The organism is Pseudomonas phenolilytica, assembly GCF_021432765.1.
GTDB classification, from domain to species: Bacteria; Pseudomonadota; Gammaproteobacteria; order Pseudomonadales; family Pseudomonadaceae; genus Stutzerimonas; species Stutzerimonas phenolilytica.
Map to the genome: position 1 here is coordinate 63,635 of NZ_CP058908.1, position 22,243 is coordinate 85,877.

The window sequence follows — 22,243 nt, forward strand, 5'->3', positions numbered from 1 at the left end:
CATACTGACAACCCGGCAGCCCCCGGTCTTGAGCGTTCGGCACGATTGCCGTCGCCGCCCCGCTGGCCTGTCGCTACTTCATCGTTCGGAGCTGGCATGACCCTGTCTGGCGGGCTGATCGCACTGGTCGCCCTCATCTACATGACCATTCTGTTCGCCATCGCCTTCTACGGCGATCGCAAGCGCGAGTCGTCGATGTCGCCGCGTCTGCGCGCCTGGGTCTACAGCCTCTCGCTGGCGGTGTACTGCACCAGCTGGACCTTCTTTGGCGCAGTCGGCCAGGCCGCCGAGCAGCTGTGGGCGTTTCTGCCGATCTACCTGGGCCCGATCCTGCTGCTGCTGTTCGCCCCTCACGTGATCCAGAAGATGATCGTGATCAGCAAGCAGGAGAACATCACCTCGATCGCCGATTTCATCGCCGCCCGCTACGGCAAGTCGCAGCTGCTGGCCGTCGTCGTCACGCTGTTCTGCCTGGTCGGCGTGGTGCCCTACATTGCGCTGCAGCTCAAAGGCATCGTGCTCGGCGTCAACCTGCTGATCGGCACCAACATCGATGCCACCGGCACCGGTACCGGCGACACGGCGCTGATCGTTTCCATCGCGCTGGCGCTGTTCACCATCCTCTTCGGCACGCGCAACCTGGACGTCACCGAGCATCACCGCGGCATGGTGCTGGCGATTGCCTTCGAATCGCTGGTCAAGCTGCTGGCGTTCCTGGCGGTCGGCGTCTTCGTCACCTTCGGCCTGTTCAACGGCTTCGGCGACCTGTTCAACCACGCCCACGACTCGGCCGAGCTGGCCGATTACTGGGCCGAGACGGTCAACTGGCCGTCGATGCTGGTGCAGACCGCCGTGGCCATGATGGCCATCGTCTGCCTGCCGCGGCAGTTTCACGTCGCGGTGGTGGAGAACATCGAGCCGCGCGACTTCCGACTGGCGCGCTGGGTGTTTCCCATCTATCTGATACTGGCAGCGGTGTTCGTCGTGCCGATCGCCCTGGCCGGACAGGTGCTGCTGCCCGCCGGCATCTCGCCGGATTCCTTCGTCATCAGTCTGCCGCTGGCCGAGGCGCATCCCGGGCTTGCCCTGCTGGCCTTCATCGGTGGCGCCTCGGCCGCCACCGGCATGGTGATCGTCGCCAGCGTGGCCCTGTCGACGATGGTCTCCAACGACATGCTGCTGCCCTGGCTGCTGCGCCGCCAGGAAACCGAACAGCCGTTCGAGGCCTTCCGTCATTGGATGCTGTCGGTGCGTCGCATCAGCATCGTCGCCATCCTGCTGCTGGCTTACGTCAGCTATCGCCTGCTCGGCCCCAACGCCAGCCTCGCCACCATCGGCCAGATCGCCTTCGCCGCCATCACCCAGCTGGCACCGGCGATGGTCGGCGCGCTGTACTGGAAGCAGGCCAACCGTCGCGGCGTGTTCGCCGGCCTCGCCGCGGGCGCGGCGATCTGGTTCTACACGCTGATCCTGCCGCTGCTCGGCTGGCCGCTGGAGATGTTTCCGGGGCTGGTGTGGATGTACAGCGGCTCCATCGGCTTCGACATCAGCCCGCTGACGCTGGGCGTCACGCTGTCGCTGATGGGTAACGCCACCCTGTTCTTCTGGGTCTCGATCCTCACCCAGACCCGCGTCGCCGAGCACTGGCAGGCGGGGCGCTTCATCGGCCAGGAGGTCACCTCGCCGAGCAGCAACCGGCGCCTGCTCGCCGTGCAGGTCGAGGACCTGCTGACGCTCGCCTCGCGCTTCGTCGGCGCTGAACGTGCCGAAAGCAGCTTTCAGCGCTTCGCCCGGCGTCATGGCCAGGACTTCTCGCGCCGCCAGCAGGCCGACGGCCAGTGGATCGCGCACACCGAGCGGCTGCTCGCCGGCGTGCTCGGCGCCTCCTCCACCCGCGCGGTGGTCAAAGCCGCGCTGGAAGGCCGCGACATGCAGGTCGACGACGTGGTGCGCATCGTCGGCGAAGCCTCGGAAGTGCTGCAGTTCAACCGCGCGCTGCTGCAGGGCGCGATCGAGAACATCACCCAGGGCATCAGCGTGGTCGACCAGTCGCTGCGACTGGTGGCCTGGAACCACCGCTACCTCGAGCTGTTCGAGTATCCGGACGGACTGGTGTACATCGGCCGGCCCATCGCCGACATCATCCGCTACAACGCCGAACGCGGCCTGTGCGGCCCGGGCGACCCCGACACCCATGTCGCCAAGCGCCTGTACTGGATGCGTCAGGGCCGCGCGCATACCTCCGAACGGCTGTTCCCCAACGGCCGGGTGGTCGAACTGATCGGCAACCCGATGCCCGGCGGCGGTTTCGTCATGAGCTTCTCGGACATCACCGCCTACCGCGAGGCCGAGCGCGCGCTGAAGGACGCCAACGAGGGTCTGGAACAGCGCGTCAGCGAGCGCACGCAGGAGCTGTCGCAGCTCAACCAGGCGCTGATCGAGGCCAAGAGCACCGCGGAGGCGGCCAACCAGTCGAAGACGCGCTTCCTCGCCGCCGTCAGCCACGACCTGATGCAGCCGCTCAACGCCGCGCGACTGTTCTCCGCTGCCCTCTCCCACCAGCAGAACGCCCTGCCGGAAGAGGCTCAGGAGCTGGTGCGCCACCTCGACAGCTCGCTGCGCTCGGCCGAGGACCTGATCACCGACCTGCTGGACATCTCGCGTCTGGAAGGCGGGCGAATCATGCCGGACCGCAACGCGTTCCCACTCGCCTCGCTGTTCGACACGCTGACCACCGAATTCACGGTGCTGGCGCGCGAACAGGGCGTGGATTTCCGTGTACACGGGAGCCGGCTGCGCATCGACAGCGACATCCGCCTGCTGCGCCGGGTGTTGCAGAACTTCCTGACCAACGCCTTCCGCTACGCCAAGGGCCGCGTGGTGCTCGGCGTGCGTCGCCAGGGCAAGCACCTGCGTCTGGAGGTATGGGATCGCGGCCCGGGCATTCCGAAAGACAAACTGAAGGTGATCTTCGAGGAGTTCAAGCGTCTGGACAGCCACCAGACCCGCGCCGAGAAAGGCCTGGGCCTGGGGCTGGCGATCGCCGACGGCCTGTGCCAGGTACTGCACCATCCGCTGGAGGTCCGCTCCTGGCCGGGCGTGGGCAGCGTGTTCAGCGTGACCGTGCCGATCGCCCAGAACGCCAAGCCACGCCAGGTGAAAGGACCTCGCGACGTCCAGCACACCGCGCTGACCGGCACCCAGGTGTTGTGCATCGACAACGAGGACAGCATCCTGATCGGCATGAACAGCCTGCTGACGCGCTGGGGCTGCCAGGTCTGGACCGCGCGTGACCGCGCCGAATGCGAAAGCCTGCTGGCAGAGGATGTGCGTCCGCAGCTGGTGCTGGTCGACTATCACCTCGATCACGGCCAGACCGGCACCGAGCTGATGGCCTGGCTGCGCACCCGCCTCGGCGAGCCGATACCGGGCGTGGTGATCAGCGCCGACGCACGCCCCGAACTGGTGGCGGAAATCCACGCCAGCGGCCTGGATTTCCTCGCCAAACCGGTGAAGCCCGCTGCCCTGCGTGCGCTGATGAGCCGTCACCTCACGCTTAACTGAGGCCGCGCGCGGGCAGCTCTCGCCGGCCGCCGCGGTTACACTGATGGCCGTTTGCTGCAACGGCCGGGTAGCCATGAACTCCGAACTTCTACTCAACCTCGCCACCGCACTGGGTGTCGGCCTGCTGATCGGCACCGAACGCGACTGGAACAATCGCCAGCAGGCTGGTGGCGAACTGGTCGCCGGGCTGCGCACCTTCGGCCTCGGCGGCCTGCTCGGCGGACTAGCGGCGCTGGGCGTGACGCATTTCGGCGCGACGGTGTGGATCGCCCTGTTCGTCATGTTTGCCCTGCTGGTGATCGTCGGCTACCTGCTCGACGCGCAACGCAGCGGCGACCACGGCATGACCACCGAAGTGGCGCTGCTGGTGACCTTCCTGCTCGGCAGCCTGGCGGTAGCCGAAAGCCGCCTGCTGGCGGCCTCGTTCGCCATCGTGGTGGCTTTGCTGCTAAGCCTGAAGGCGCGCCTGCACGGCGCCCTGCAGCAACTCAACGAGGCAGAGCTGGGTGGCGCACTGAAGCTGCTGTTCATCTCCGTGGTGCTGCTGCCGGCGCTGCCCAACCAGGGCTATGGTCCCTGGCAGGCGCTCAATCCGTACACCACCTGGCTGATGGTGGTGCTGATCACCGGCATCGGCTTCGCCGCCTACGTGGCGATCCGCCTGTTCGGCGCCCGCCACGGCCTGCTGGTCACAGCGATACTCGGCGGTATGGTGTCGTCCACGGCGATGACGCTGACCCTGGCCCGGCTGGATACCCCCAAGCTGCGCTGCGCGCTGGCGGCCGGGCTGCTGGCCACCTCGGCGCTGATGTTTCCGCGCGTGCTGCTGGAGGTCGGCGTGGTCAACGCGGCGTTGCTGCCGTCCCTGCTGGCGCCGATGCTGACGGCGGGTGGCATTTATGCCGGCGGCGCGCTGGTGTACTACCTGCGCGCTGCTCAGCAACCGGACATCAACACCGAGCCGCCACTGAAGAACCCCTTCGAGCTCGGCCCGGCACTGCGCTTCGCTGCGCTGCTGGTGGCGATCCTGGTGATGGTCGAAGGGGCTCGCCGTTGGCTGGGCGATATCGGCGTCTACCTGGTCGCCCTGCTCTCCGGGATGAGCGACGTGGATGCGATCACCCTGTCCCTCGCCAACAGCGCGCAGGCCGACCTCGATGCGCATATCGCCGTACGCGGGATCTTCCTCGCAGCGCTGAGCAACAGCCTGGTCAAGGCCGTGCTGATCGCCCTCGTCGGCGGTCGGGCACTCGCCCTGCGCACCGTGCCGGTGATGCTGGGCGGCCTGCTCTGTGGTCTGGCGGTGCTGATGCTGGTGTGAGCGGCGTTATTCGCCCGTCTCGCCCAGAGCCCCGGCACGCTCCAGCCAGTCGCCAGGCAGGCGCTTGCTCGCCCGGGCGCCCAGCGCCTTCAGCTGCTCGGCACGCCCGACCAGGTTGCCACGCCCCTCGGTGAGCTTGCCGCGCGCGGCGAGATAGGCCCGGTCGAGCTGCTGCAGGCGGCTGCCGACTTCGTCCAGATCCTGCAGGAAGGCGGTGAACTTGTCGTACAGCGCCCCGGCCTTCTCGGCGATCTCGCGCGCGTTCTGATTCTGCCGCTCCTGCCGCCAGAGACTGTCGATGACCCGCAGCGTGGCCAGCAGCGTGGTCGGGCTGACGATCACCACGTGCCGTCCGAACGCTTCCTGGAACAAGTCGGGATCAGCCTGCAGCGCGGCAGCGAACGCCGCTTCGATCGGCACGAACAGCAGCACGAAATCCAGGCTCTGCAAACCCTCCAGACGCTGGTAGTCCTTGAGCGAAAGACCCTTGAGGTGATTGCGCAGCGACAGCACGTGCTGCTTGAGCGCCAGCGCCCGGCTGTTCTCGTCTTCGGCACAGGTCAGCGCCTGGTAGGCGGTCAGACTGACCTTGGCGTCGACCACCACCTGCTTGTCGCCGGGCAGTCGGATCAGCACGTCCGGCTGGAAGCGCTCCCCATCGGCGCTCTTCAGGCTGACTTGCGTATGGTATTCGCGGCCCTTCTCCAGCCCGGCGTGCTCCAGCACCCGCTCGAGCACCAGCTCGCCCCAATTGCCCTGGGTCTTCTGCCCTTGCAGCGCACGGGTGAGGTTGGTCGCCTCGTCGCCGAGGCGCTGGTTGAGCTGTTGCAGACGCTCCAGCTCGCGTGCCAGCGAGAAGCGCTCGCGCGCCTCGCTCTGGTAGCTCTCCTCGACGCGTTTCTCGAACGCCTGGATGCGCTCCTTCAGCGGATCGAGCAACTGGCCGAGGCGCTCATGGCTGGTGTCGGCGAAGCGCTGCTCGCGCTCGTCGAAGATTTTCCCGGCCAGCTCGGCGAATTGCGCACGCAGCTCATCGCGCGCCGCCTGCAGGTCCTGCAGGCGCTGCTGATGCGCCGCCTGTTGCTCGCGCAGCTCCGCGGTAACCGCCGCATGCGCCGCGCTCAGGCGGAGCAGTTCGGCCTGCTGGGTGTCGCGCTCGACCTGCAGCTCATCGAGCCGGTCGCGGTCGTCGCCATGACGGCTCTGCAGCCACTGCGCCTCGCGCCGCAGGGCCGCAAGTTCGGCCTGCTGCGCCGCCTTGATCTCCTGCAGCTCGGCCTGTTCCAGGCGGACGCTTTCCAGCTGCGCGCTCAGCCCTTCCTGTGCCAGCGCGGCCTGGGTCAGCCGCTCGTCGAGCAGTGCCCGCGCAGCCTCGGCCGCCGACAAGCGGCGCTGCAGATAGAACGCAGCGACCACCGCGCAGACGCAAACGAACGCCAGCCCGGCCAGCAGGAAATCGGAATCGAGAGACATGAAGGGCTCCGGCAAAATGCCGGGCAGTATAGCGAGCGGCCGTCAGGCGCGCTGCGACAGGCGCTGAAGCCAGCGGGCAGCATCCTGCGAGCCCTGCGCCGCGGCCTGCTCCAGCCAGAGCCGCGCCTTGGCCGGTTCGCGGTGCTGCGGTTGGCAGTACAGCCGCCCCAGCTCCAGCTGGGCCTGGCAGTCGCCCGCGCGAGCGGCCTGGCGCAGCAGCTCGAAACCGATACGCCGGTCGCGCTGGCTGTCGCAATCCCGGCAGAGCAACTGCCCCAGGCGGCTCTGCGCCTCGATCACGCCTTCACGCGCCGGCTGCTTGAGCAGCCGCCCGGCGATCCGTTTGACGCCGACGGCGCGCCCCAGACGCTCGCTGTCGAGCAGCCAGACGGCCATGCGCACCGGCAGCGGCGAGCCGGCGGAAGGAACGGTGGTAGGACGCATCGTCATGGATCGAAGGCGCGGCAGAGGATGAGGGCGCGCACTCTACACCTTTTTGCCAAGAGTTGAAGTCTTGCCAAAAGCGGCAAAACACGATCTAGATCACATTCTGTTTTTCATCCACAGAACCTGTGGATAACTCGGTGGACAATCGGCGAACAAATCTCCGCAAGCCCGGTGTTTCGGGGCCTGCGGTTAAACTGGCGGTTTTTTCACCACAAAAAATTATCCTTTAAATTCAATTAGTTACGCTAGATCCCAGCTAGCACGCGGGTTTGCGACAGTTTGTCATAAGCGCTTGACAAAGCTGCCCGGCGAATGTGCACAAGTCTGCGGCAAAGGGCTGCGAGAGCCTTGGCCCGAGGGTTTGCGCGGCTCCGGCAGATCGCCCTGCGGGAACTTTTCCGCGCCCTCCCGGTCCTCGGCGCACAACGCCGCCGGCACGATTGCATACATCTTTTGCGGCTATGCTGTGCCGTCGGAACGAGCACGGATCGGGAGCAATGAGCAGAAGGCGCAAGCGCTGGCTCTGGATGTCATTGGGCCTGCTGCTGGTGGTCTGCGCGGCATTCATCTATGCCCAGCATCGCTGGCAGCAGCTGGCTCGGGCGCAGGGCATCGAAACCCTGCACTGGCAGGGTCTGGCACTCGCGCGCGACGGATTGTCGCTGCAACGCCTGAGCTATGCCCAGCAGACGAGTGGCGGGGGCCGACTCGCGCTGCACGCTGAAGGCGTTTCGCTGCGTTTGGCCGGTCTGCTGCGCGGCCTGCCCCCGCAAGCGCTGGAGGTCGCCCAGCTCGAACTGGACTGGCAAGCGCCTGCCTCCCCCCCTCCGGCGACAGCGAACACTGCGCCGAGCGCTGCGCAACTGCGCCGCTGGGCCGCCTGGCTGCCGCACACGCTGACCATTCACGACCTGCAGCTGCGCCTGCCCTGCGCCAGCGGAACCTGCCAGGAACAGGCGCGCCTGCGCCTGCAGCGCACCGGCGCCGAGCTGCTGCCGCTGAGTGGCGAGCTGACGCTGTCGCGTGGCGATCATCGGGCGACCCTGCTGATCGAGGCCATGGCCGAGGGCGTCGCGATCCGCGCGCAGGCACGATTGCTGCTCGACGATCAGCCACGCCTGAGCCTCGACAGTCAGGCGACGCGCGACGACACACAGCAGCACTGGCGCGGCACGCTGGCCCTGAGCGGCCTGCCCGAGGCGCCCTGGGTGCTGGAATGGCTCGGAACCTGGCTGGAGTACGACCCCGCAGCGTTCGGCGAGCTGCCCAGCGACATGCGCCTCGGTGTCGGCTGGGCGCTGGCGCGACCGGCGAGCGCTGCCCTGGACGACTGGCGCCAGCTGAGCGGTGAGCTGCAGCTGTCGACCGATCTGCCACTGTTCTGGCCACTGCTCGACCTCGGCGAGCTGCGCGGCCGGCTCGACCTCGGCGCACGCGCCAGCGCTGGCCTCTGGCTGCCAACTTCATTGACCGCCGATCTGCAGATGCGCCCCGGCGCGCGGCTGCTGCAAACGCTGCCGGAAACGCTGCGGCCGGACCTGCTGCGCCTGGCCATCACGCCTGCCGGCAACGCACAGCCCGGCGCCCCACTGACGCTGCAGCTGCGGCTGGAAGGCGAAGGCGCCAGCCCGGCCACCCTGCAGGCGCAACTGCAGGTCGAGACCGGCGTAGCGGAGCCCGGCCTCGTCGTAGAGGATGCCCGTCTCCAACTGCGCAGCCCGCACCTCGCGCAGGCGGCGCTCGATCTGCGCAACCTGCAGGCCGACCTGCGCCTGCACGGGCGCATCGCTGCCGCACACAGCGAGCTGAACCTCGGAGCAAATTCACGGCTGAACATCGAGCGACTGGCCGCCGGTACGCTGCTGGCGCACCAGCTCGACGCCGAACTCGCCGGCCTGCAACTGCAGTTCGGCGCCACTGCCGACACCATCCCGCAACTACGTCTGTACGGCCCCGCCAGTCTGCGACTGGCACGCCTGCAACAGCCGCAGCTGGTTGCCCAGGGCTGGCAATGGAACGGTCGGCTCGACCTCGACGCCAATCGCCTGCGCGCCAGCGGCGCGCTGGGCAATGCCGCCGGGCTGGCGCTCGACATCGAGCTGGAGCAGGCCTGGAACGGCGCGCTGCAGATCGACGGCAAGCTGCCGGAGGTATTTCTGCGCGCCGGCAATCCGCTCGCCGGCACCCTGGCCGACTGGCCCACGCTGCTGCAGCTCGACAGCGGCCGGCTGCAGGCGGACGGCCGCCTGACCGTACCCGCCGGCAACGCGCCGCTTGCGGCCAGCCTGGCACTGCGCGGCAACGGGCTGGCAGGCATCTACGACCGTACCGAACTGAGCGGTCTGGATCTGCAGCTCACCCTGAGTCTGGCGCGCGAGCAGCTGCGCCTGGAACTTCCCGAACTGCAGCTGCAGCGCGCCAATCCCGGCTTCGACTTCGGCCCGCTGCGCCTGCGTGGCGACTACCAGGCCAACCTCGCGCAACCGGCGCAGGGCCGGCTCAGTTGGCAAACGGCGGAAACCCGGCTGTTCGATGGCCACCTGTGGCTGCAACCCGGCAGCCTCGATCTCGCCGGCCAGCCGCAGCCGCTACAGGCCCGACTGGAAGGCCTGCAACTGCCGACGCTGCTGGCCGCCTACCCGACCGAAGGGCTGAGCGGCAGCGGCATCCTCGATGGCAGCCTGCAGCTGCGCTACCTGCCTGCGGGGCTGGTGATCGACGATGGCCAGCTCGCCGCGCGGGCGCCCGGTGGCGTGCTGCGCTTCCGGTCGCCGAAGATCGATGCCCTCGCCCAGGCCAATCCGGCGATGAAGATCGTCGCCGACGCCCTGCACGACTTCCATTACGATCTGTTGGCCAGCGACGTCCGCTATGATGCCAACGGCAAGCTGAACCTCGGGCTGCGTCTGCACGGCCGCAATCCGGGCCTGGAAGGCGGCCGGCCGATCAACTTCTCGATCAATCTCGAAGAGGACATCCCGGCGCTGCTGACCAGTCTGCAACTGAGCGACCGGGTCAGCGAAACCATTCAACGGCGGGTGCGCGAACGCCTCCAGTGAGGCGCGGCAGCCGCGATACCACAGGAGAAGTCGCCATGCGCGCGCACCACCCGCCGATCCTCCTGACACTGGTCCTGCTCGCCAGTGCCTGCACGCCCCGTGTGGAGCTGGCCGTGCCGAACGAGCCGATCAACATCAACCTGAACGTGAAGATCGAGCACGAGATCTACATCAAGGTCGACAAGCAGCTCGATTCGATCATCAACGAAGACAGCGGACTGTTCTGAGGAAAGCCATGAAAACCTACCTGAAACTGGCCAGCCTGCTGCTTGCACTCGGTCTGGCGCTGCCGGCCGCCGCTATGACGCTCAACGAAGCCATGTCGGCGCTGGGAACCGCCAAGGCCGCTGGCCTGCTTGGCGAGAAGCCCGACGGATATCTGGGCGTGGTCGAATCGCGCGGCGATGCCGAGGAGATCGCCAGCCAGATCAACCAGGCACGCCGGGCCGAATACCACCGTGTGGCCAAGCAGAACGGAGTCAGCGTTGGTGACGTCGAAGCCATCGCCGGCAAGAAGGCCATCGAGAGAACCCCGCCCGGGCAGATCATCCAGCTGAACGGCAGCTGGGTTCGCAAATGATCGGTCGGCCACGGGCTGCCGCCTGCGGGCGGGGCTGGCGCCCGTACCGATGACGTCCAGCCTGCATCTGCGTCTCGCCCTGCTCTGCAGCCTGCTGCTGGCCGGCTGCACGCTGCCGCCGCTGGAGGGGCGCACCCACTCCAGCGCGCCGAGCGCGGCCGAAACCGCCGACACGCCGCTGGGCCGCGCACTCGCGCCGCTGCTCGCTGCACATCCGGGGCGCAGCGGTATCCATCCATTGAGCGACCCGCGCGATGCATTTGCCGCGCGCGCGATGCTGGCCAACGCGGCCGAGCGCACGCTCGACGTGCAGTACTACATCTGGCGCAACGATCTCACCGGCACGCTGCTGTTCGAAGCGCTGCACGATGCCGCCGACCGCGGTGTCAGAGTTCGCCTGCTGCTTGACGACAACGGCACCAGCGGCCTCGATCACTGGCTGGCGACGCTCGATGCGCATCCGCTGATCGAGGTGCGGCTGTTCAACCCCTTCGTGGTGCGCCGCCCGAAGGCCATCGGCTACCTCAGCGATTTCGCCCGCGCCAACCGGCGCATGCACAACAAGTCGTTCACCAGCGACAACCAGGCCACCATCGTCGGCGGGCGCAATATCGGCGACGAGTATTTCGCCGCCAGCGAGGGCATGCTCTTCGCCGATCTGGACGTACTGGCGGTCGGCCCGGTGGTCGATGAAGTCTCGCGCGACTTCGACCGCTACTGGGCCAGCGACTCCGCCTATCCGGTGACCGGCATCCTGCCCGCCGCAAGCGAGACGGCACTGGACGAGCTGTCGGCGCAGGCGTCGATCATCGAGCGCGACCCGGCCGCCGGCCGCTACATCGAGGCGCTGCGCGACTCCGCCTTCATCCGCGACCTGCTCGCCGGCCACCTGCCGTTCGAGTGGGCGACCACGCGCATGGTCAGCGACGATCCGGCCAAAGGCCTCGGCCTGGCCGAAGGCGAGGGGCTGCTGACCTACCAGCTGGGGCAGATCCTCGGCGAGCCGCGCCGTGACGTCGAACTGGTCTCGCCCTATTTCGTACCCACCGCGACCGGTACCGAGGCCTTCGCCGCGCTGGCAGGCAAGGGCGTGAAGGTGCGCATCCTGACCAACTCGCTGGACGCCACCGACGTCGCCGCCGTGCATGCCGGCTACGCCAAGCGCCGCAAGGACCTGCTGCAGGCCGGCATCGTGCTCTACGAGCTGCGTCGGCTGGCCGATGACAACGAGCCGAAAGACAAGGCCGGCCCGTTCGGCAGCTCCGGCTCCAGCCTGCACGCCAAGACCTTCGCCGTGGATCGTGAGCGGGTCTTCGTCGGCTCGTTCAACTTCGATCCGCGCTCGGCGCACCTGAACACGGAATTGGGCTTCGTCATCGACAGCCCGCTGCTCGCCGCACGCATCGAAGCGATGTTCGACGGGCGGATTCCTGCCAGCGCCTACGAGGTGCGCCTGGCCGATGACGGCCGACTCTACTGGCTGGAGCGCCGCAACGGCAGCACCGTCCGCCACAACAGCGAGCCGCAAGCCGGCTTCTGGCGGCGCGCCTCGGTGACGCTGCTGTCCTGGCTGCCGATCGAGTGGCTGCTGTGAACCACTGAGGTTCGCTCGGCCTGCGCAAACGCGGGCGCGCTCAGAACAGCTCGAGCTGCCCGTCGATCAGCGCGGAGAAATCATCGCCGACGAACGGCAGAATCGCCTCGGCCACCGGCTGCAGCTGGCGCGTCAGGTAGTGGTCGTAGTCGATCGCGGCACGGCGGACTTCCAGCGGCTCGGGGCCGGCGACGGTAATCACGTATCGAATCCAGCCACCGTTCTGATACTGCCGCGGTCGGCCCAGGCGATCGTTGTACTCGTCGGCCAGGCGCGCCGCGCGCACATGTGGCGGCACGTTGCGCTGGTAATCGGCAAGCCGGCGGCGCAGGCGCTTGCGGTAGATCAGCAGCTCGTCGAATTCGCCCGCCAGCGTGCGCTGCACGTAATCGCGCACGAAGTCCCGATAAGGCTGGCGATGAAAGATGCGTCGGTACAGCTCCTGCTGGAAACGCTGGGCCAGCGGCGACCAATCGGTGCGCACCGTTTCCAGCCCCTTGAAGACCAGACCGTCGCTGCCGTCCGGCAGCGTGACGAGGCCGGCGTAGCGCTTCTTGCTGCCCTCCTCGGCGCCGCGGATGGTCGGCATCAGGAAGCGCCGGAAGTGCGTCTCGAACTGCAGCTCCAGCGCGCTCTCCAGGCCGAACTCCGCACGCAGCTGGGCGCGCCAGTCATCGTTGATCTGCTGCACCAGCGCGCGGCCGATGCGCGCGGCCTCCTCGTCGGAATGCGCGCGGCGCAACCAGACGAAGGTGGAGTCGGTGTCGCCGTAGATCACCGTGTGGCCCTGCGCCTCGATCAGCTCGCGGGTGCGCCGCATGATCTGGTGCCCACGCAGGGTAATCGACGACGCCAGACGCGGATCGAAGAAGCGGCAGCCGCTGGAGCCGAGCACGCCGTAGAAAGCGTTCATGATGATCTTCAGCGCCTGCGCCAGCGGCTTGTTGCGCGCACGCTTGGCCGCCTCGCGTCCCTGCCAGATGCGCTCGACGATTGCCGGCAGGCAATGCCGGGTACGCGAGAAGCGTGCGCCGCGAAAACCCGGCACCGAGGTCTCGTCGGCCGGCTGGCGCAGCCCCTCGATCAGTCCGACCGGATCGATCAGGAAGGTGCGGATGATCGAGGGGTACAGGCTCTTGTAATCGAGCACCAGCACCGATTCGTACAGCCCCGGCCGCGAATCCATCACGAAGCCGCCCGGGCTGGCTTGCGGCTCGCGCTCGCCGAGGTTCGGCGCGACGAAGCCCTGGCGATGCATCAGCGGCAGGTACAGATGCTCGAACGCAGCCACCGAGCCACCGCTGCGGTCGGCCACCAAGCCGGTGACGCTCGCCCGCTCGAGCAGGAAGTCCAGCAGTTCGGCATGGGCGAAGATGCGCGTGACCAGCTCGCAGTCCTTGAGGTTGTAGCGGGCCAGGGCCGGCTTGTCCTCGGCGAACATGCGGTCGATTTCGGCCATGCGCTGGTAGGGGTTGTCGATCGCCTTGCCCTCGCCGAGCAGGCTCTGGGCGACGTTTTCCAGACTGAACGAGGGGAAGCTCCAGGTCGCCGAACGCAGCGCCTCGATGCCGTCGATGAGCAGCCGCCCCGCCGCCGCGGCGAAGAAGTGGTTACGCCGCTGGCCGTGCTCGCGCCACTCCATTTCCGCCCCGCCGCGGCCCAGGCGCAGCGGAATCTGCAAGCGCTGGGCGTGCTCGTGCAGCACACGCAAGTCGAACTGCACGAGGTTCCAACCGATGATCGCATCCGGGTCGTGCGTCGCCAGCCAGGCGTTCAGGCGCTCGAGCAGCTCGGCGCGGCTCTGGCAGTAGTCGAGGCGAAAATCCACTTCGGCGTCCGGCCCGTTCGCTGGCCCGAGCATGTAGACCTGCCGCTGGCCGCAGCCCTCCAGCGCGATGGAGTAGAGATCGCCGCGGGCATTGGTTTCGATGTCCAGCGAGACCAGCCGCAAGCGGGGCCGGTAGTCGGCGGCCGGTTTGAGCCGCGCGTCGGTCAGGCCCTCATCGCCGGCAGGCTTGCCGCTGAAGCACACTGGCGCGGTGATGAAACGCTCCATCAGGTAGCGCTCCGGCGGGCGGATGTCGGCCTCGTACACATCCACACCGGCATCGCGCAGCAGCCGTGCGCAATCGAGCAGGCGCCGGTACTGCCGGCAATACAGCCCCAGCACCGGCCGCTGATGGAAATCGCGCAACGCCAGCGGACTCAACTGGACATCGGCTTCGCGTCGCAGCAGCGCCTCGGCCCGCGCGCGCTCGTGCGCCGGGATGAAGGCGACCACCGGCCGGCTGGGAACGCGCACCAGCCGCGCGCCGGCAGCGGTGGCGAGCCAGAAGCTGATCTCGCAGCCCTCGGCGGTGTCGCGCCAGTGCCGGGTCAGAATGAACCCCTGCGGTAGATCCGCCATTACTCTCTCGGTCGCTCAGGCAAAGGCGGATTCTACGTCAGCACGCGGCGATCAGCCGGCCTGGAAGCGCTGGCGATACTCACCCGGGGTCAGCCCGACGATGCGCGTGAAGACCTTGCGAAACGCCCCCGGGTCGCCATAACCGACCTCCCAGGCGACCCGCTCGATGGGCAGGCGGCCGGCCTGCAACATCTCCCGCGCCCGCCCGACGCGCAGGCGCTGGCAGTATTCTGTGGTCGTCATGCCGGTGGCCTTCTGGAAGCGCCGCAGAAAGGTGCGGGCCTCCAGCCCGGCGCGGCGTGCCAGGTCGGCGAGCACAACGTCCTTGGCGTCGGTTTCGGCAAGCCAGTGCTGCACGGCGAGCACGGCGTCGTCGCCATGCGTCAGGCGCGGCGCGAAAGCGCTGTAATAGCGCTGCTGGCGCCCCGGCGGATCGACCAGCAACATCCGCGCGGTGTCGATCATGATCGCCGCGCCGAGATAGCGGTCCACCAGGCGCAGTCCCAGGTCGGTCCAGGCCATGATGCCGCCGGCGGTGATGATGTCATCGGCATCGATGATGAGCTGGTCGACATCCACCCGAACGTCCGCAAAACGGGCCAGCAGCCGCTGCGCGTAGTTCCAGTGAGTGGTAACGGTGCGGCCGCCGAGCAAGCCGGTTTCGCCAAGCAGGAAGGCGCCGGCGCACACTGATGCCAGCGTCGTGCCCGCCGCATGCTGCGCCCGTAGCCAGTCCCGGTAAGGCGCTGCCGCCTCGGATGAAAGCGGCTCTTCCAGACTGGGCGGCAGGATCAGTACTTTCGGCGCGCCGCACCCGCCCGGCAACGAATCGCGGATGCGCACCGGCGCATCGTCGCCGGCCCGTTGCTGCCAATGACTGACACGCAGCAACGCGCCGGGTACCGGCCGCTCGTCGGCGATGCGCTGAGCGATCGCGAACAGATCGCTCAGGCCCAGCACGGCCGCCATCTGCGCGCCGGGGTACAGCAGTATTCCGATCTCGATGCTGTTTTCCTGCGCCATATGTCTCTTTCGCCCCGCAAGTTGTCGATCGCGCCACTTCGCAGCGTGCCGCCGCTGGCCAAGGATAGCCAGACCCTTTTTCACCAAAACGCAAAGGAATTCCCACATGAGCAAACGAGCCGTCATCGTCATCGACCTGCAGAACGAATACACCCCGGCGGGCAAGCTGCCTCTGACGGGCATCGAGGCCGCCGTTGCCAACGCCGCGCGGGTTATCGACGATGCCCGTGCCAAGGGCATCGCAGTCATCCACGTCCGCCACGAATTTGCCCACGGCGAAAAACCGGCATTCACGCCCGGCACCGATGGCGTGCTGATCCAGTCCGAGGTCGCGCCGCGCGAAGGTGAGCCGGTCGTCATCAAGAACCACGTCAACGCCTTCCGCGAAACACCGCTGCAGCGCCTGCTCGATGAGCAGAACGTACGGGAACTGGTCGTCGTCGGTGCCATGAGCCACATGTGCGTCGATGCAGCGGTACGCGCCGCGGCGGACTTGGGCTACACGGTCACCGTGCTGCACGACGCCTGCGCGACGCTCGATCTGGAATTCGGTGGCGTAACGGTACCGGCCGCACAGGTCCACGCCGCGATGATGGCAGCGCTCGGCTTCGCCTACGCAACCATCCGCTCGACCGACGAATACCTGTTCGTTTGAGATGACCGAGGAAAAGACCGTCCCCGAACGCGACGACCTTCGCATCCCGTCGCTGTAAATCGAGCACGCAAAAACACGAAACCCCTGATTCCTCAAAGAAATCAGGGGTTTCGTGCATCGATATAATGGCGGAGAGATAGGGATTTGAACCCCACTTTTTGCTCTGCGTTGTCCTGCAAAGCCCGGCATTACTGGGCCTGTCGCCCCGTTTCGCCCGCATTGTACCGCGTTGGTCCGCAGTGATTTCGACAGTTTTTCGACGCTTACAATGTCATTGTCTCAAGATAGGCGCACGAGCTACTCTTCGAGTCGTTCGATCTAGTACCTCGATCTTTCAGGAGCAAAACTTGCGCCTTCCTTTCATCTGTAATGAATGTTTGTTTGGGCAGGGCGAGGTCGCCTCTCCGCCTTATCCGAGCTATGTTGAGTTGCGTGACGATGGACGTTACGAGTTTCTTTGCCCTCAAGGGCATAAAACAATAACGGTACTACAGCAACAAAAATTCGAAATCCTATTCGAGATTGGTGCCTACGCCTTGATTGATGGTTACTACAGAGAGTCGGTAGCCTCGTTTACGGCGTCGCTTGAGCGGTTTTACGAATTCTTTCTTCTGGCAAAAGCCTTCCAAAACAAGATGGGCGACAAAGTATTTGATTCATCATGGAAGCTAATATCCGCACAATCCGAACGCCAACTAGGGGCGTTTATTTTTTCTTATACAGAACAATTCTTAAAACCCCCTGAACTATTGAATCAGAACAAGGTAAGGTTTCGGAACAGCGTAATACATAAGGGTACAATCCCGTCTAGGGAAGAGGCCCTTGACTATGGCCAGGCCGTACTAAACACGATCAACCCGCTGCTGGTAGAAACTTTGTCAGCGTTTCCAGATGGGGTTCAGCAAACTATTTTCAAACACATTCTTGAGCGTCGTGAATCCGGCGATACTTCTGCCAGCACTATGAGCATGGCAACTATTTTGTCAATAAATGACAGTCAGGGCCGAGAGAAAAACCTCGAAGCAGAACTCGAAAATCTGCGTTGGTGGCGGCAACGATGGTAGTTCCCCAGAATAAACAGCACGACATATTGAGGAGGCACGAATGGCAAATGAAGGCTCAATAATATTCGTAAGCCACGCGGCGGCGGATGCAGAGATTGCCGCCCAGTTTAAAAATGATATAGAGAAATCTTTTCTTGGCTTGTGTAAGCTTTTTGTTTCATCCAATCTGGACAGTCTTCAAGGCGGCAGAGAGTGGATGCAGGAAATAAAACAGAATCTTTCCGAAGCAAAAATCTTCATCGGGCTTTTGTCTCCACTAGCTTTGAATAGGCCATGGATATATACGGAGTTCGGCGCCGGATGGATTCGAAACATTCCAACTATTTCAGTGTGTCACTCAGGGCTCGACAAAGGCCAGCTTCCCATTCCACTCTCCCATTTTCAGGCATTAAACCTCACTGACAAGGTCCACCTCGAACATTTGTATGGGCAAATCAGTCAAGCTATTGGTTGTCAAAAACCTGAGCGAGCACTTGATTATGATGTAGAGCGTTACCATACGATTACAGAAAGTAATCGGATTCAGCGGCTCCTTCGGGATTGGGCTGCGCAAATCAGCGCATGGAATCCCGGTTTCAACAAAATATTTGAGGGAGAAACCGTTGAGATTCTCATACCTGGAGAAGCGGACTCAGCATTTCGAAATTTCAAGATGGAAGTGGAACGCTTGGGGTATATACAAGTTAATCCGAAAGGATTTTCCATTGGGACATCAGTGGGGATGCAAGCCATGAACTGGGAGATTACGCCCGGGCACAACTTCAAAGAGTTTAAAGAAAAGGTCTCGAATGAGGGCTAGGTAAGAAGGAAGTTCCTCTTATCGATCGCCCTCGATTAAATATTTCTGCTAATTGAACTGAGCTTCCTGCGCTCGGGCATACCATCGCCTAGCTACTTTCCGTGTGATTGCTATCCCGCGCTGGGTTGGCTCAAGTTTCGGTTGGCCTCGTCATAGGCCGGGCTGGTCTGTCCGATCTCCGGAGCAATCTGCCCGCTGGCCAGCCATAGGGCGTACTGGGGGTAGATCTTCACCAGTACGTCTATCTCGTCCGCGCTTACGCGCACCGCACCCTTGCTGACGTTCCGCCAGCGCTCGTAATCACCACCTTGTTCGCTTGCCCGCTTGGGGCCAATCAGCTTGAGCAACGCGCGTGCTCTATCGGATGCGCTGTGCATGCAGAAAAATTTTCCTGAGTAGCTATTGCTCCATCTTGCAAGATGGGTAACAATCGCTCCATGGGTAGTTGTTACCCAATGATTGGTTGGTTATCAAAGCCGAACATAGTGGAGTAAAGCGGATGGATACGGAAGGTTTTGACCCGCAAAAGCTGCACGGCGCCCCGCCCCTGATGCCGTGGCCGAAGTTCGCCGAGTGGATCGGCATGGGCGACGAACCTGTCGTGGTGCGCAGCTGGGTGGAACGTGGCTACCTGCCGTCCAAAAGGGTCGGCAAACGCACCATGGTCAATGTCGCCCTGCTGACCCAGCAGCTTCTGGAACAGGAGTGGACGCTATGAGCAAGGCAGACGACAGCCTCGACCTGTGCAGCCTCAAGACCTTCGCCGAGATGAGCGGCGTATCCGTCGAAGAGGTTGCCGACTGGGCCGCCACCGGCACCATCCCGACCATGCGCCTCGCTGACTTCCGCATGGTCAACCTCGCGCGCCTGCGGGCCGACCTGAAGAAAGGCAAAAAGGAGTTCAAGGAAGGAGACTACAGCCATGCGTAAGCCCGTCACCCTGGATGCCGAAACCGCGAAGGCTTACATCGGCCAGTCCGTTCTCCTAGAGCTGCATATGGACGAAGACGAGCCGCCTTACTGGTGCTGCGTGCACATCGTCGGCGTCGTGCTGGCGAAGGAAGGCGTTTGGGATTACCCCTATTTCATGGCGGTGAGCTTCGTCGACGACGGGCGCACGCCGAGCGAAATCCCCTTCGTGGACATTCTTACCATCAGGGCGATGCGGTACCGCGACCGGCACGGTTCCGGCAACGTACTGGGCCGCGTCGCCCTCCCTAATGCCGGGAGGTCAGGGGCCGCGCTCCCGGCTCGTCGGGACAGCTTCACCGTCCCGTCGAACGGAAGCACGGGCGCAGCGCACCCTTGACCCTGCACGCCCATGAACAGCCTATCGCGGGGAGTGTGGGGTAGCTTTACCACCCCGCGCTCCCGAGCCCTCGGCGGCAAGAGCGGGATGACAAGGGCAGCGCCCTTGGTGTTATTCGTCCTCGCGCGCCGCGCCTATCTCTGCCTCCCGCACCTGCTTCTCGGGCTGGCCAGCCTCGTGCTCTGCATCGCCTTGGCCGGCACGCCGCCGCCCGACCGTCCATACCTCCCGCCATTCATCCAGGAACAACCCTGCCTGGAAGACCCAATCGAGTTCTTCATCGACGCCGTTACTGCATGGCAGCTAATGAGCGCGCGCACGGCAGCACAGTTCTACGCCGAGCGTAGCGAGCGCGTCGCCTGTGCCGGCGTGCGCGCGCCCCCGCGCTGACGTCCCTGTAGCACGTCAGATAAACCCAGATGAACTACCGCATTAGTCAGCATTAGGAAGTAAAACCAAATGTCCAAGCCAAAAGATTTTCTCCGCCTAGACATGCTTGCCCGTGAAGATCGCAACGGGCGCCTGTTCGTCGATCCGGGCACGGCAGCATTCGTGGATCTGTCCAAGGTCCGGTTGCTGCGTTGCGGCGTGGATACGGTCCGCCAGCTGTACCGCGGGCTGATTCGCCCCGAAATCATGGCGCTGTTCGAGAAGCCGGGCGCGATGGTCGAGTTTGCCGGGGAGATCTGGCACGCCGGGCGTGTGGGCCGGGACTCGGGCTACCAGTACAAGCTGCAGAACGCCGACCTGGGCTTCGTGCTGCTGATCAAGAACTTCAACGCGAAGCTCGAACAGATCGGGCCACACCTGAAAATTGAAGTGTCACCGCACGCCATCGACGCGCTGTCCCCGGAACGGCTCCAGGAACGCATGGATTACTACGCTGCCGCCGTGATGACCCACCGGGAGCGCAACCAGTGTGCCGTGCACCTAGCGCTGGATCTGCAAGGCTGGACGCCTCCCGCTGACCTGACGGCCCGCATGCACTGTCGTGCACGTGCCAACCGCGATATCTCGGGCATCAAGGAAATCCAGTGGACCATGGAAGCGGCGACCTACGGCAAGGGCCAGTCCTTCCTGTTTGGTTCTGCCGGTGGCGTACAGCTCGGGATCTACAACAAGACCCTGCAAGCCCGCGCCCATGACAAGCTGGACTACTGGGAAAGCGTCTGGCGCCGCCGGGATTCGTTCGATGCCAAAGACCCTGAGAACTACGATCCGACCCAGGACGTGTGGCGCGTCGAGTTGCGTTATCACCATTCGGTCATCCAGCAGTTCGCCAGCGGATCGACTGACGTGAAGACTGGCCAGACCATCGATACGGACTCGTTCGCTGCCTTCTCGGCCCATCTGGAAGGCCTGTGGCGCTACGGCATGAGTCAATTCAAGCTGCTCGCCCGGCCCGGCTACTTCGAACCCATCTGGACGCTGCTGCGTGAAGACGCACGGGTTGATCTGCCGGTGGACTCCCTGGTCGATGAGACGGAGTACAAGCGGTACTACAAGACGAGCCGGGGCTTCTCCGGCAAGAACGTGGAACTGTTCCTGGGAAACTTCGTAAGCCTGCTGGCAAGGGAGCGAGTGGGCGCTAAGAAAGCATTCGAGACCTTGAAGCAATGGGATTGCTGGCCGGTCATCCGCGATCACTACGCCGCCAAGGATATGAGCGAGCGGGATCTGTACAAGCACATCAAGGATCTGCTGCAGGAACGCCATGTGAGGTGGGGGCGCGCTATCTGATGGCGATCCAGCAAACGGACGATGGCCGCTGGAAAGTCGATGTAGAGCCGATCAAGGGTAAGCGCTTCCGCAAGACGTTCAAGACCAAGGGCGAAGCCCAGCGGTTCGAGGCGACGTGTCGGGCGAAGGTGATAGACGCACCGGACTGGTCACCCAAGCCGAAGGACGCTCGCCGCCTGCTGGATCTCGTCGATCGCTGGTTCGTGTTGCACGGCCACACCCTGGCAGACAGCGAAGCACGCCGGCGCCTGCTCGATGAAATGGCCAGACAGCTTGGCAACCCGATAGCGCGTCGAATCAACGGCAACCAGTACGCCGAGTACCGCGCCGCCCTCCTCGCCAATCGGGCCAACCCGAAGACGCTGAACAATCGCCTTGGCTACCTGCGCTCGGTTTACAACGTGCTGCGGCAGCTCGGCGAGATCGATTACCCGAACCCGCTGGCCCAGGTACGCCCGCTACGCCTGCAGGAAAAGGAACTGGCCTACCTGACGGATGCCGAAGTCGCCCTGCTCTTTCAGACCATCCACACGCGCTGCAAGACGCCTCACGTTGCCATGGTGGCTGCGATCTGCCTTGCGACGGGTGCGAGATGGGGTGAGGCTCAAGCGTTGGCGCCTGAACGGGTGCGGTCGGGTCTGGTGACGTTCGTGAACACGAAGGGTAAGCGGGTCCGGTCGATTCCGATTGATCCCATCCTGGAACAGCGGATCTCCGAGCACTTCAAGCGACACGGCCAGTTCTCGAACTGCCTGAACAGCTTCGACAAGACCCTGACGGCATCAGGTATCACCCTGCCCGCTGGGCAATCGTCGCATGTGCTGCGGCACACCTTCGCCAGTCGCTTCGTCATGAATGGCGGGAACATCCTGACCCTGCAGAAGATCCTGGGTCATGCGTCGCTGGCAATGACGATGCGCTATGCCCATCTTGCGCCAGACCATCTGCGAGACGCGGTAGCCTTTGGGCCTGTACGCGACTTTCGACAGTTCTTCGACAGTTGGCCGGGCTAGAAAAGCAAAAGCCCCCGAAACTCTAGGAATTTCAGGGGCTTAGGCTATATGTAATGGCGGAGAGATAGGGATTTGAACCCTAGGTACCCGCGAGGGTACAACGGATTTCGAATCCGTCCCGTTCGGCCACTCCGGCATCTCTCCAGCGGCGCGCATGATAGCAGCTCGGTTCCCGTTGGCGAACCCCGGCTGGAG

At 64.7% G+C, this 22,243-nt stretch carries 20 protein-coding genes and 1 tRNA gene; 15 read left to right on the plus strand and 6 right to left on the minus strand.

Going from position 1 to position 22,243, the window contains the following annotated elements:
- Positions 1–96 precede the first annotated feature (96 nt).
- Positions 97–3,564, plus strand: coding sequence for a hybrid sensor histidine kinase/response regulator (locus HU825_RS00410; RefSeq protein ID WP_234302688.1), 3,468 nt, complete (start codon positions 97–99; stop codon positions 3,562–3,564).
- 73 nt (positions 3,565–3,637) lie between these two features.
- Positions 3,638–4,885, plus strand: a complete 1,248-nt coding sequence (locus HU825_RS00415) for an MgtC/SapB family protein (RefSeq protein WP_077684009.1) — start codon at positions 3,638–3,640, stop codon at positions 4,883–4,885.
- 6 nt (positions 4,886–4,891) lie between these two features.
- Here HU825_RS00415 and rmuC read toward each other — a convergent pair whose 3' ends face one another.
- Positions 4,892–6,244: a DNA recombination protein RmuC gene (gene rmuC / locus HU825_RS00420; protein WP_177325165.1), complete on the minus strand. Its 1,353-nt coding sequence runs from the start codon at positions 6,242–6,244 to the stop codon at positions 4,892–4,894.
- A 156-nt stretch (positions 6,245–6,400) separates the two neighbouring features.
- On the minus strand, positions 6,401–6,754 hold the full coding sequence (locus HU825_RS00425; RefSeq protein WP_008567628.1) for a tetratricopeptide repeat protein: 354 nt from the start codon (positions 6,752–6,754) through the stop codon (positions 6,401–6,403).
- A 548-nt stretch (positions 6,755–7,302) separates the two neighbouring features.
- On the opposite strand from HU825_RS00425, the gene HU825_RS00430 reads away from it, so the two are divergent.
- The 4 genes from HU825_RS00430 to HU825_RS00445 are packed head-to-tail and all read left to right on the plus strand — an operon-like array spanning position 7,303 to position 12,038.
- Positions 7,303–9,864, plus strand: coding sequence for an intermembrane phospholipid transport YdbH family protein (locus HU825_RS00430; protein WP_234302689.1), 2,562 nt, complete (start codon positions 7,303–7,305; stop codon positions 9,862–9,864).
- Positions 9,865–9,899: 35 nt separating this feature from the next.
- Positions 9,900–10,091, plus strand: a complete 192-nt coding sequence (locus HU825_RS00435; RefSeq protein ID WP_008567630.1) for a YnbE family lipoprotein — start codon at positions 9,900–9,902, stop codon at positions 10,089–10,091.
- 8 nt (positions 10,092–10,099) lie between these two features.
- Complete coding sequence (locus HU825_RS00440) at positions 10,100–10,444, plus strand: YdbL family probable chaperone protein (protein ID WP_043297611.1); 345 nt, start codon at positions 10,100–10,102, stop codon at positions 10,442–10,444.
- A gap of 49 nt (positions 10,445–10,493) precedes the next feature.
- Complete coding sequence (locus HU825_RS00445) at positions 10,494–12,038, plus strand: phospholipase D family protein (RefSeq protein WP_234302690.1); 1,545 nt, start codon at positions 10,494–10,496, stop codon at positions 12,036–12,038.
- 40 nt (positions 12,039–12,078) lie between these two features.
- Here the strand turns inward: HU825_RS00445 and HU825_RS00450 are convergent, their stop codons facing one another.
- Together HU825_RS00450 and HU825_RS00455 are read right to left on the minus strand one after the other, a co-directional pair.
- Positions 12,079–14,445, minus strand: coding sequence for a DNA polymerase II (locus HU825_RS00450; RefSeq protein ID WP_234302691.1), 2,367 nt, complete (start codon positions 14,443–14,445; stop codon positions 12,079–12,081).
- Positions 14,446–14,496: 51 nt separating this feature from the next.
- Complete coding sequence (locus HU825_RS00455; protein ID WP_234302692.1) at positions 14,497–15,468, minus strand: GlxA family transcriptional regulator; 972 nt, start codon at positions 15,466–15,468, stop codon at positions 14,497–14,499.
- Between the two features lie 106 nt (positions 15,469–15,574).
- Here HU825_RS00455 and HU825_RS00460 point away from each other — a divergent pair, with 106 nt between their 5' ends.
- The 3 genes from HU825_RS00460 to HU825_RS00470 all read left to right on the plus strand — a co-directional run bounded on the left by HU825_RS00460 (position 15,575) and on the right by HU825_RS00470 (position 17,986).
- A complete protein-coding gene (locus HU825_RS00460) occupies positions 15,575–16,123 on the plus strand; it encodes a cysteine hydrolase family protein (protein ID WP_234302693.1) in 549 nt (182 codons plus the stop codon).
- 347 nt (positions 16,124–16,470) lie between these two features.
- Entirely contained in the window at positions 16,471–17,187 is a 717-nt protein-coding gene (locus HU825_RS00465) for a hypothetical protein (protein ID WP_234302694.1), read from the plus strand.
- A gap of 40 nt (positions 17,188–17,227) precedes the next feature.
- Entirely contained in the window at positions 17,228–17,986 is a 759-nt protein-coding gene (locus HU825_RS00470; protein ID WP_234302695.1) for a TIR domain-containing protein, read from the plus strand.
- 110 nt (positions 17,987–18,096) lie between these two features.
- On the opposite strand, the gene HU825_RS00475 is transcribed toward HU825_RS00470, so the two are convergent.
- On the minus strand, positions 18,097–18,333 hold the full coding sequence (locus HU825_RS00475; protein ID WP_081104932.1) for a DNA-binding protein: 237 nt from the start codon (positions 18,331–18,333) through the stop codon (positions 18,097–18,099).
- A 152-nt stretch (positions 18,334–18,485) separates the two neighbouring features.
- On the opposite strand from HU825_RS00475, the gene HU825_RS00480 reads away from it, so the two are divergent.
- The 6 genes from HU825_RS00480 (at position 18,486) to HU825_RS00505 (ending at position 22,048) form a co-directional block, all read left to right on the plus strand.
- Positions 18,486–18,704, plus strand: coding sequence for a DNA-binding protein (locus HU825_RS00480; RefSeq protein ID WP_234302696.1), 219 nt, complete (start codon positions 18,486–18,488; stop codon positions 18,702–18,704).
- Positions 18,701–18,916 (plus strand): hypothetical protein, encoded by a 216-nt coding sequence (locus HU825_RS00485; RefSeq protein ID WP_165594146.1) that lies wholly within the window; start codon positions 18,701–18,703, stop codon positions 18,914–18,916. Before HU825_RS00480 ends, HU825_RS00485 begins: the two co-directional genes overlap by 4 nt.
- Positions 18,909–19,295, plus strand: coding sequence for a hypothetical protein (locus tag HU825_RS00490; protein WP_175415048.1), 387 nt, complete (start codon positions 18,909–18,911; stop codon positions 19,293–19,295). The genes HU825_RS00485 and HU825_RS00490 overlap by 8 nt, the downstream gene beginning before the upstream one ends.
- A 108-nt stretch (positions 19,296–19,403) precedes the next feature.
- Positions 19,404–19,685: a hypothetical protein gene (locus tag HU825_RS00495; RefSeq protein ID WP_234303429.1), complete on the plus strand. Its 282-nt coding sequence runs from the start codon at positions 19,404–19,406 to the stop codon at positions 19,683–19,685.
- A gap of 69 nt (positions 19,686–19,754) precedes the next feature.
- A complete protein-coding gene (locus HU825_RS00500) occupies positions 19,755–21,035 on the plus strand; it encodes a hypothetical protein (RefSeq protein ID WP_234302697.1) in 1,281 nt (426 codons plus the stop codon).
- On the plus strand, positions 21,035–22,048 hold the full coding sequence (locus HU825_RS00505) for a phage integrase (protein ID WP_234302698.1): 1,014 nt from the start codon (positions 21,035–21,037) through the stop codon (positions 22,046–22,048). Before HU825_RS00500 ends, HU825_RS00505 begins: the two co-directional genes overlap by 1 nt.
- Positions 22,049–22,102: 54 nt before the next feature.
- Here the strand turns inward: HU825_RS00505 and HU825_RS00510 are convergent.
- Positions 22,103–22,192: transfer RNA gene (locus HU825_RS00510), tRNA-Ser, on the minus strand.
- Positions 22,193–22,243 lie beyond the last annotated feature (51 nt).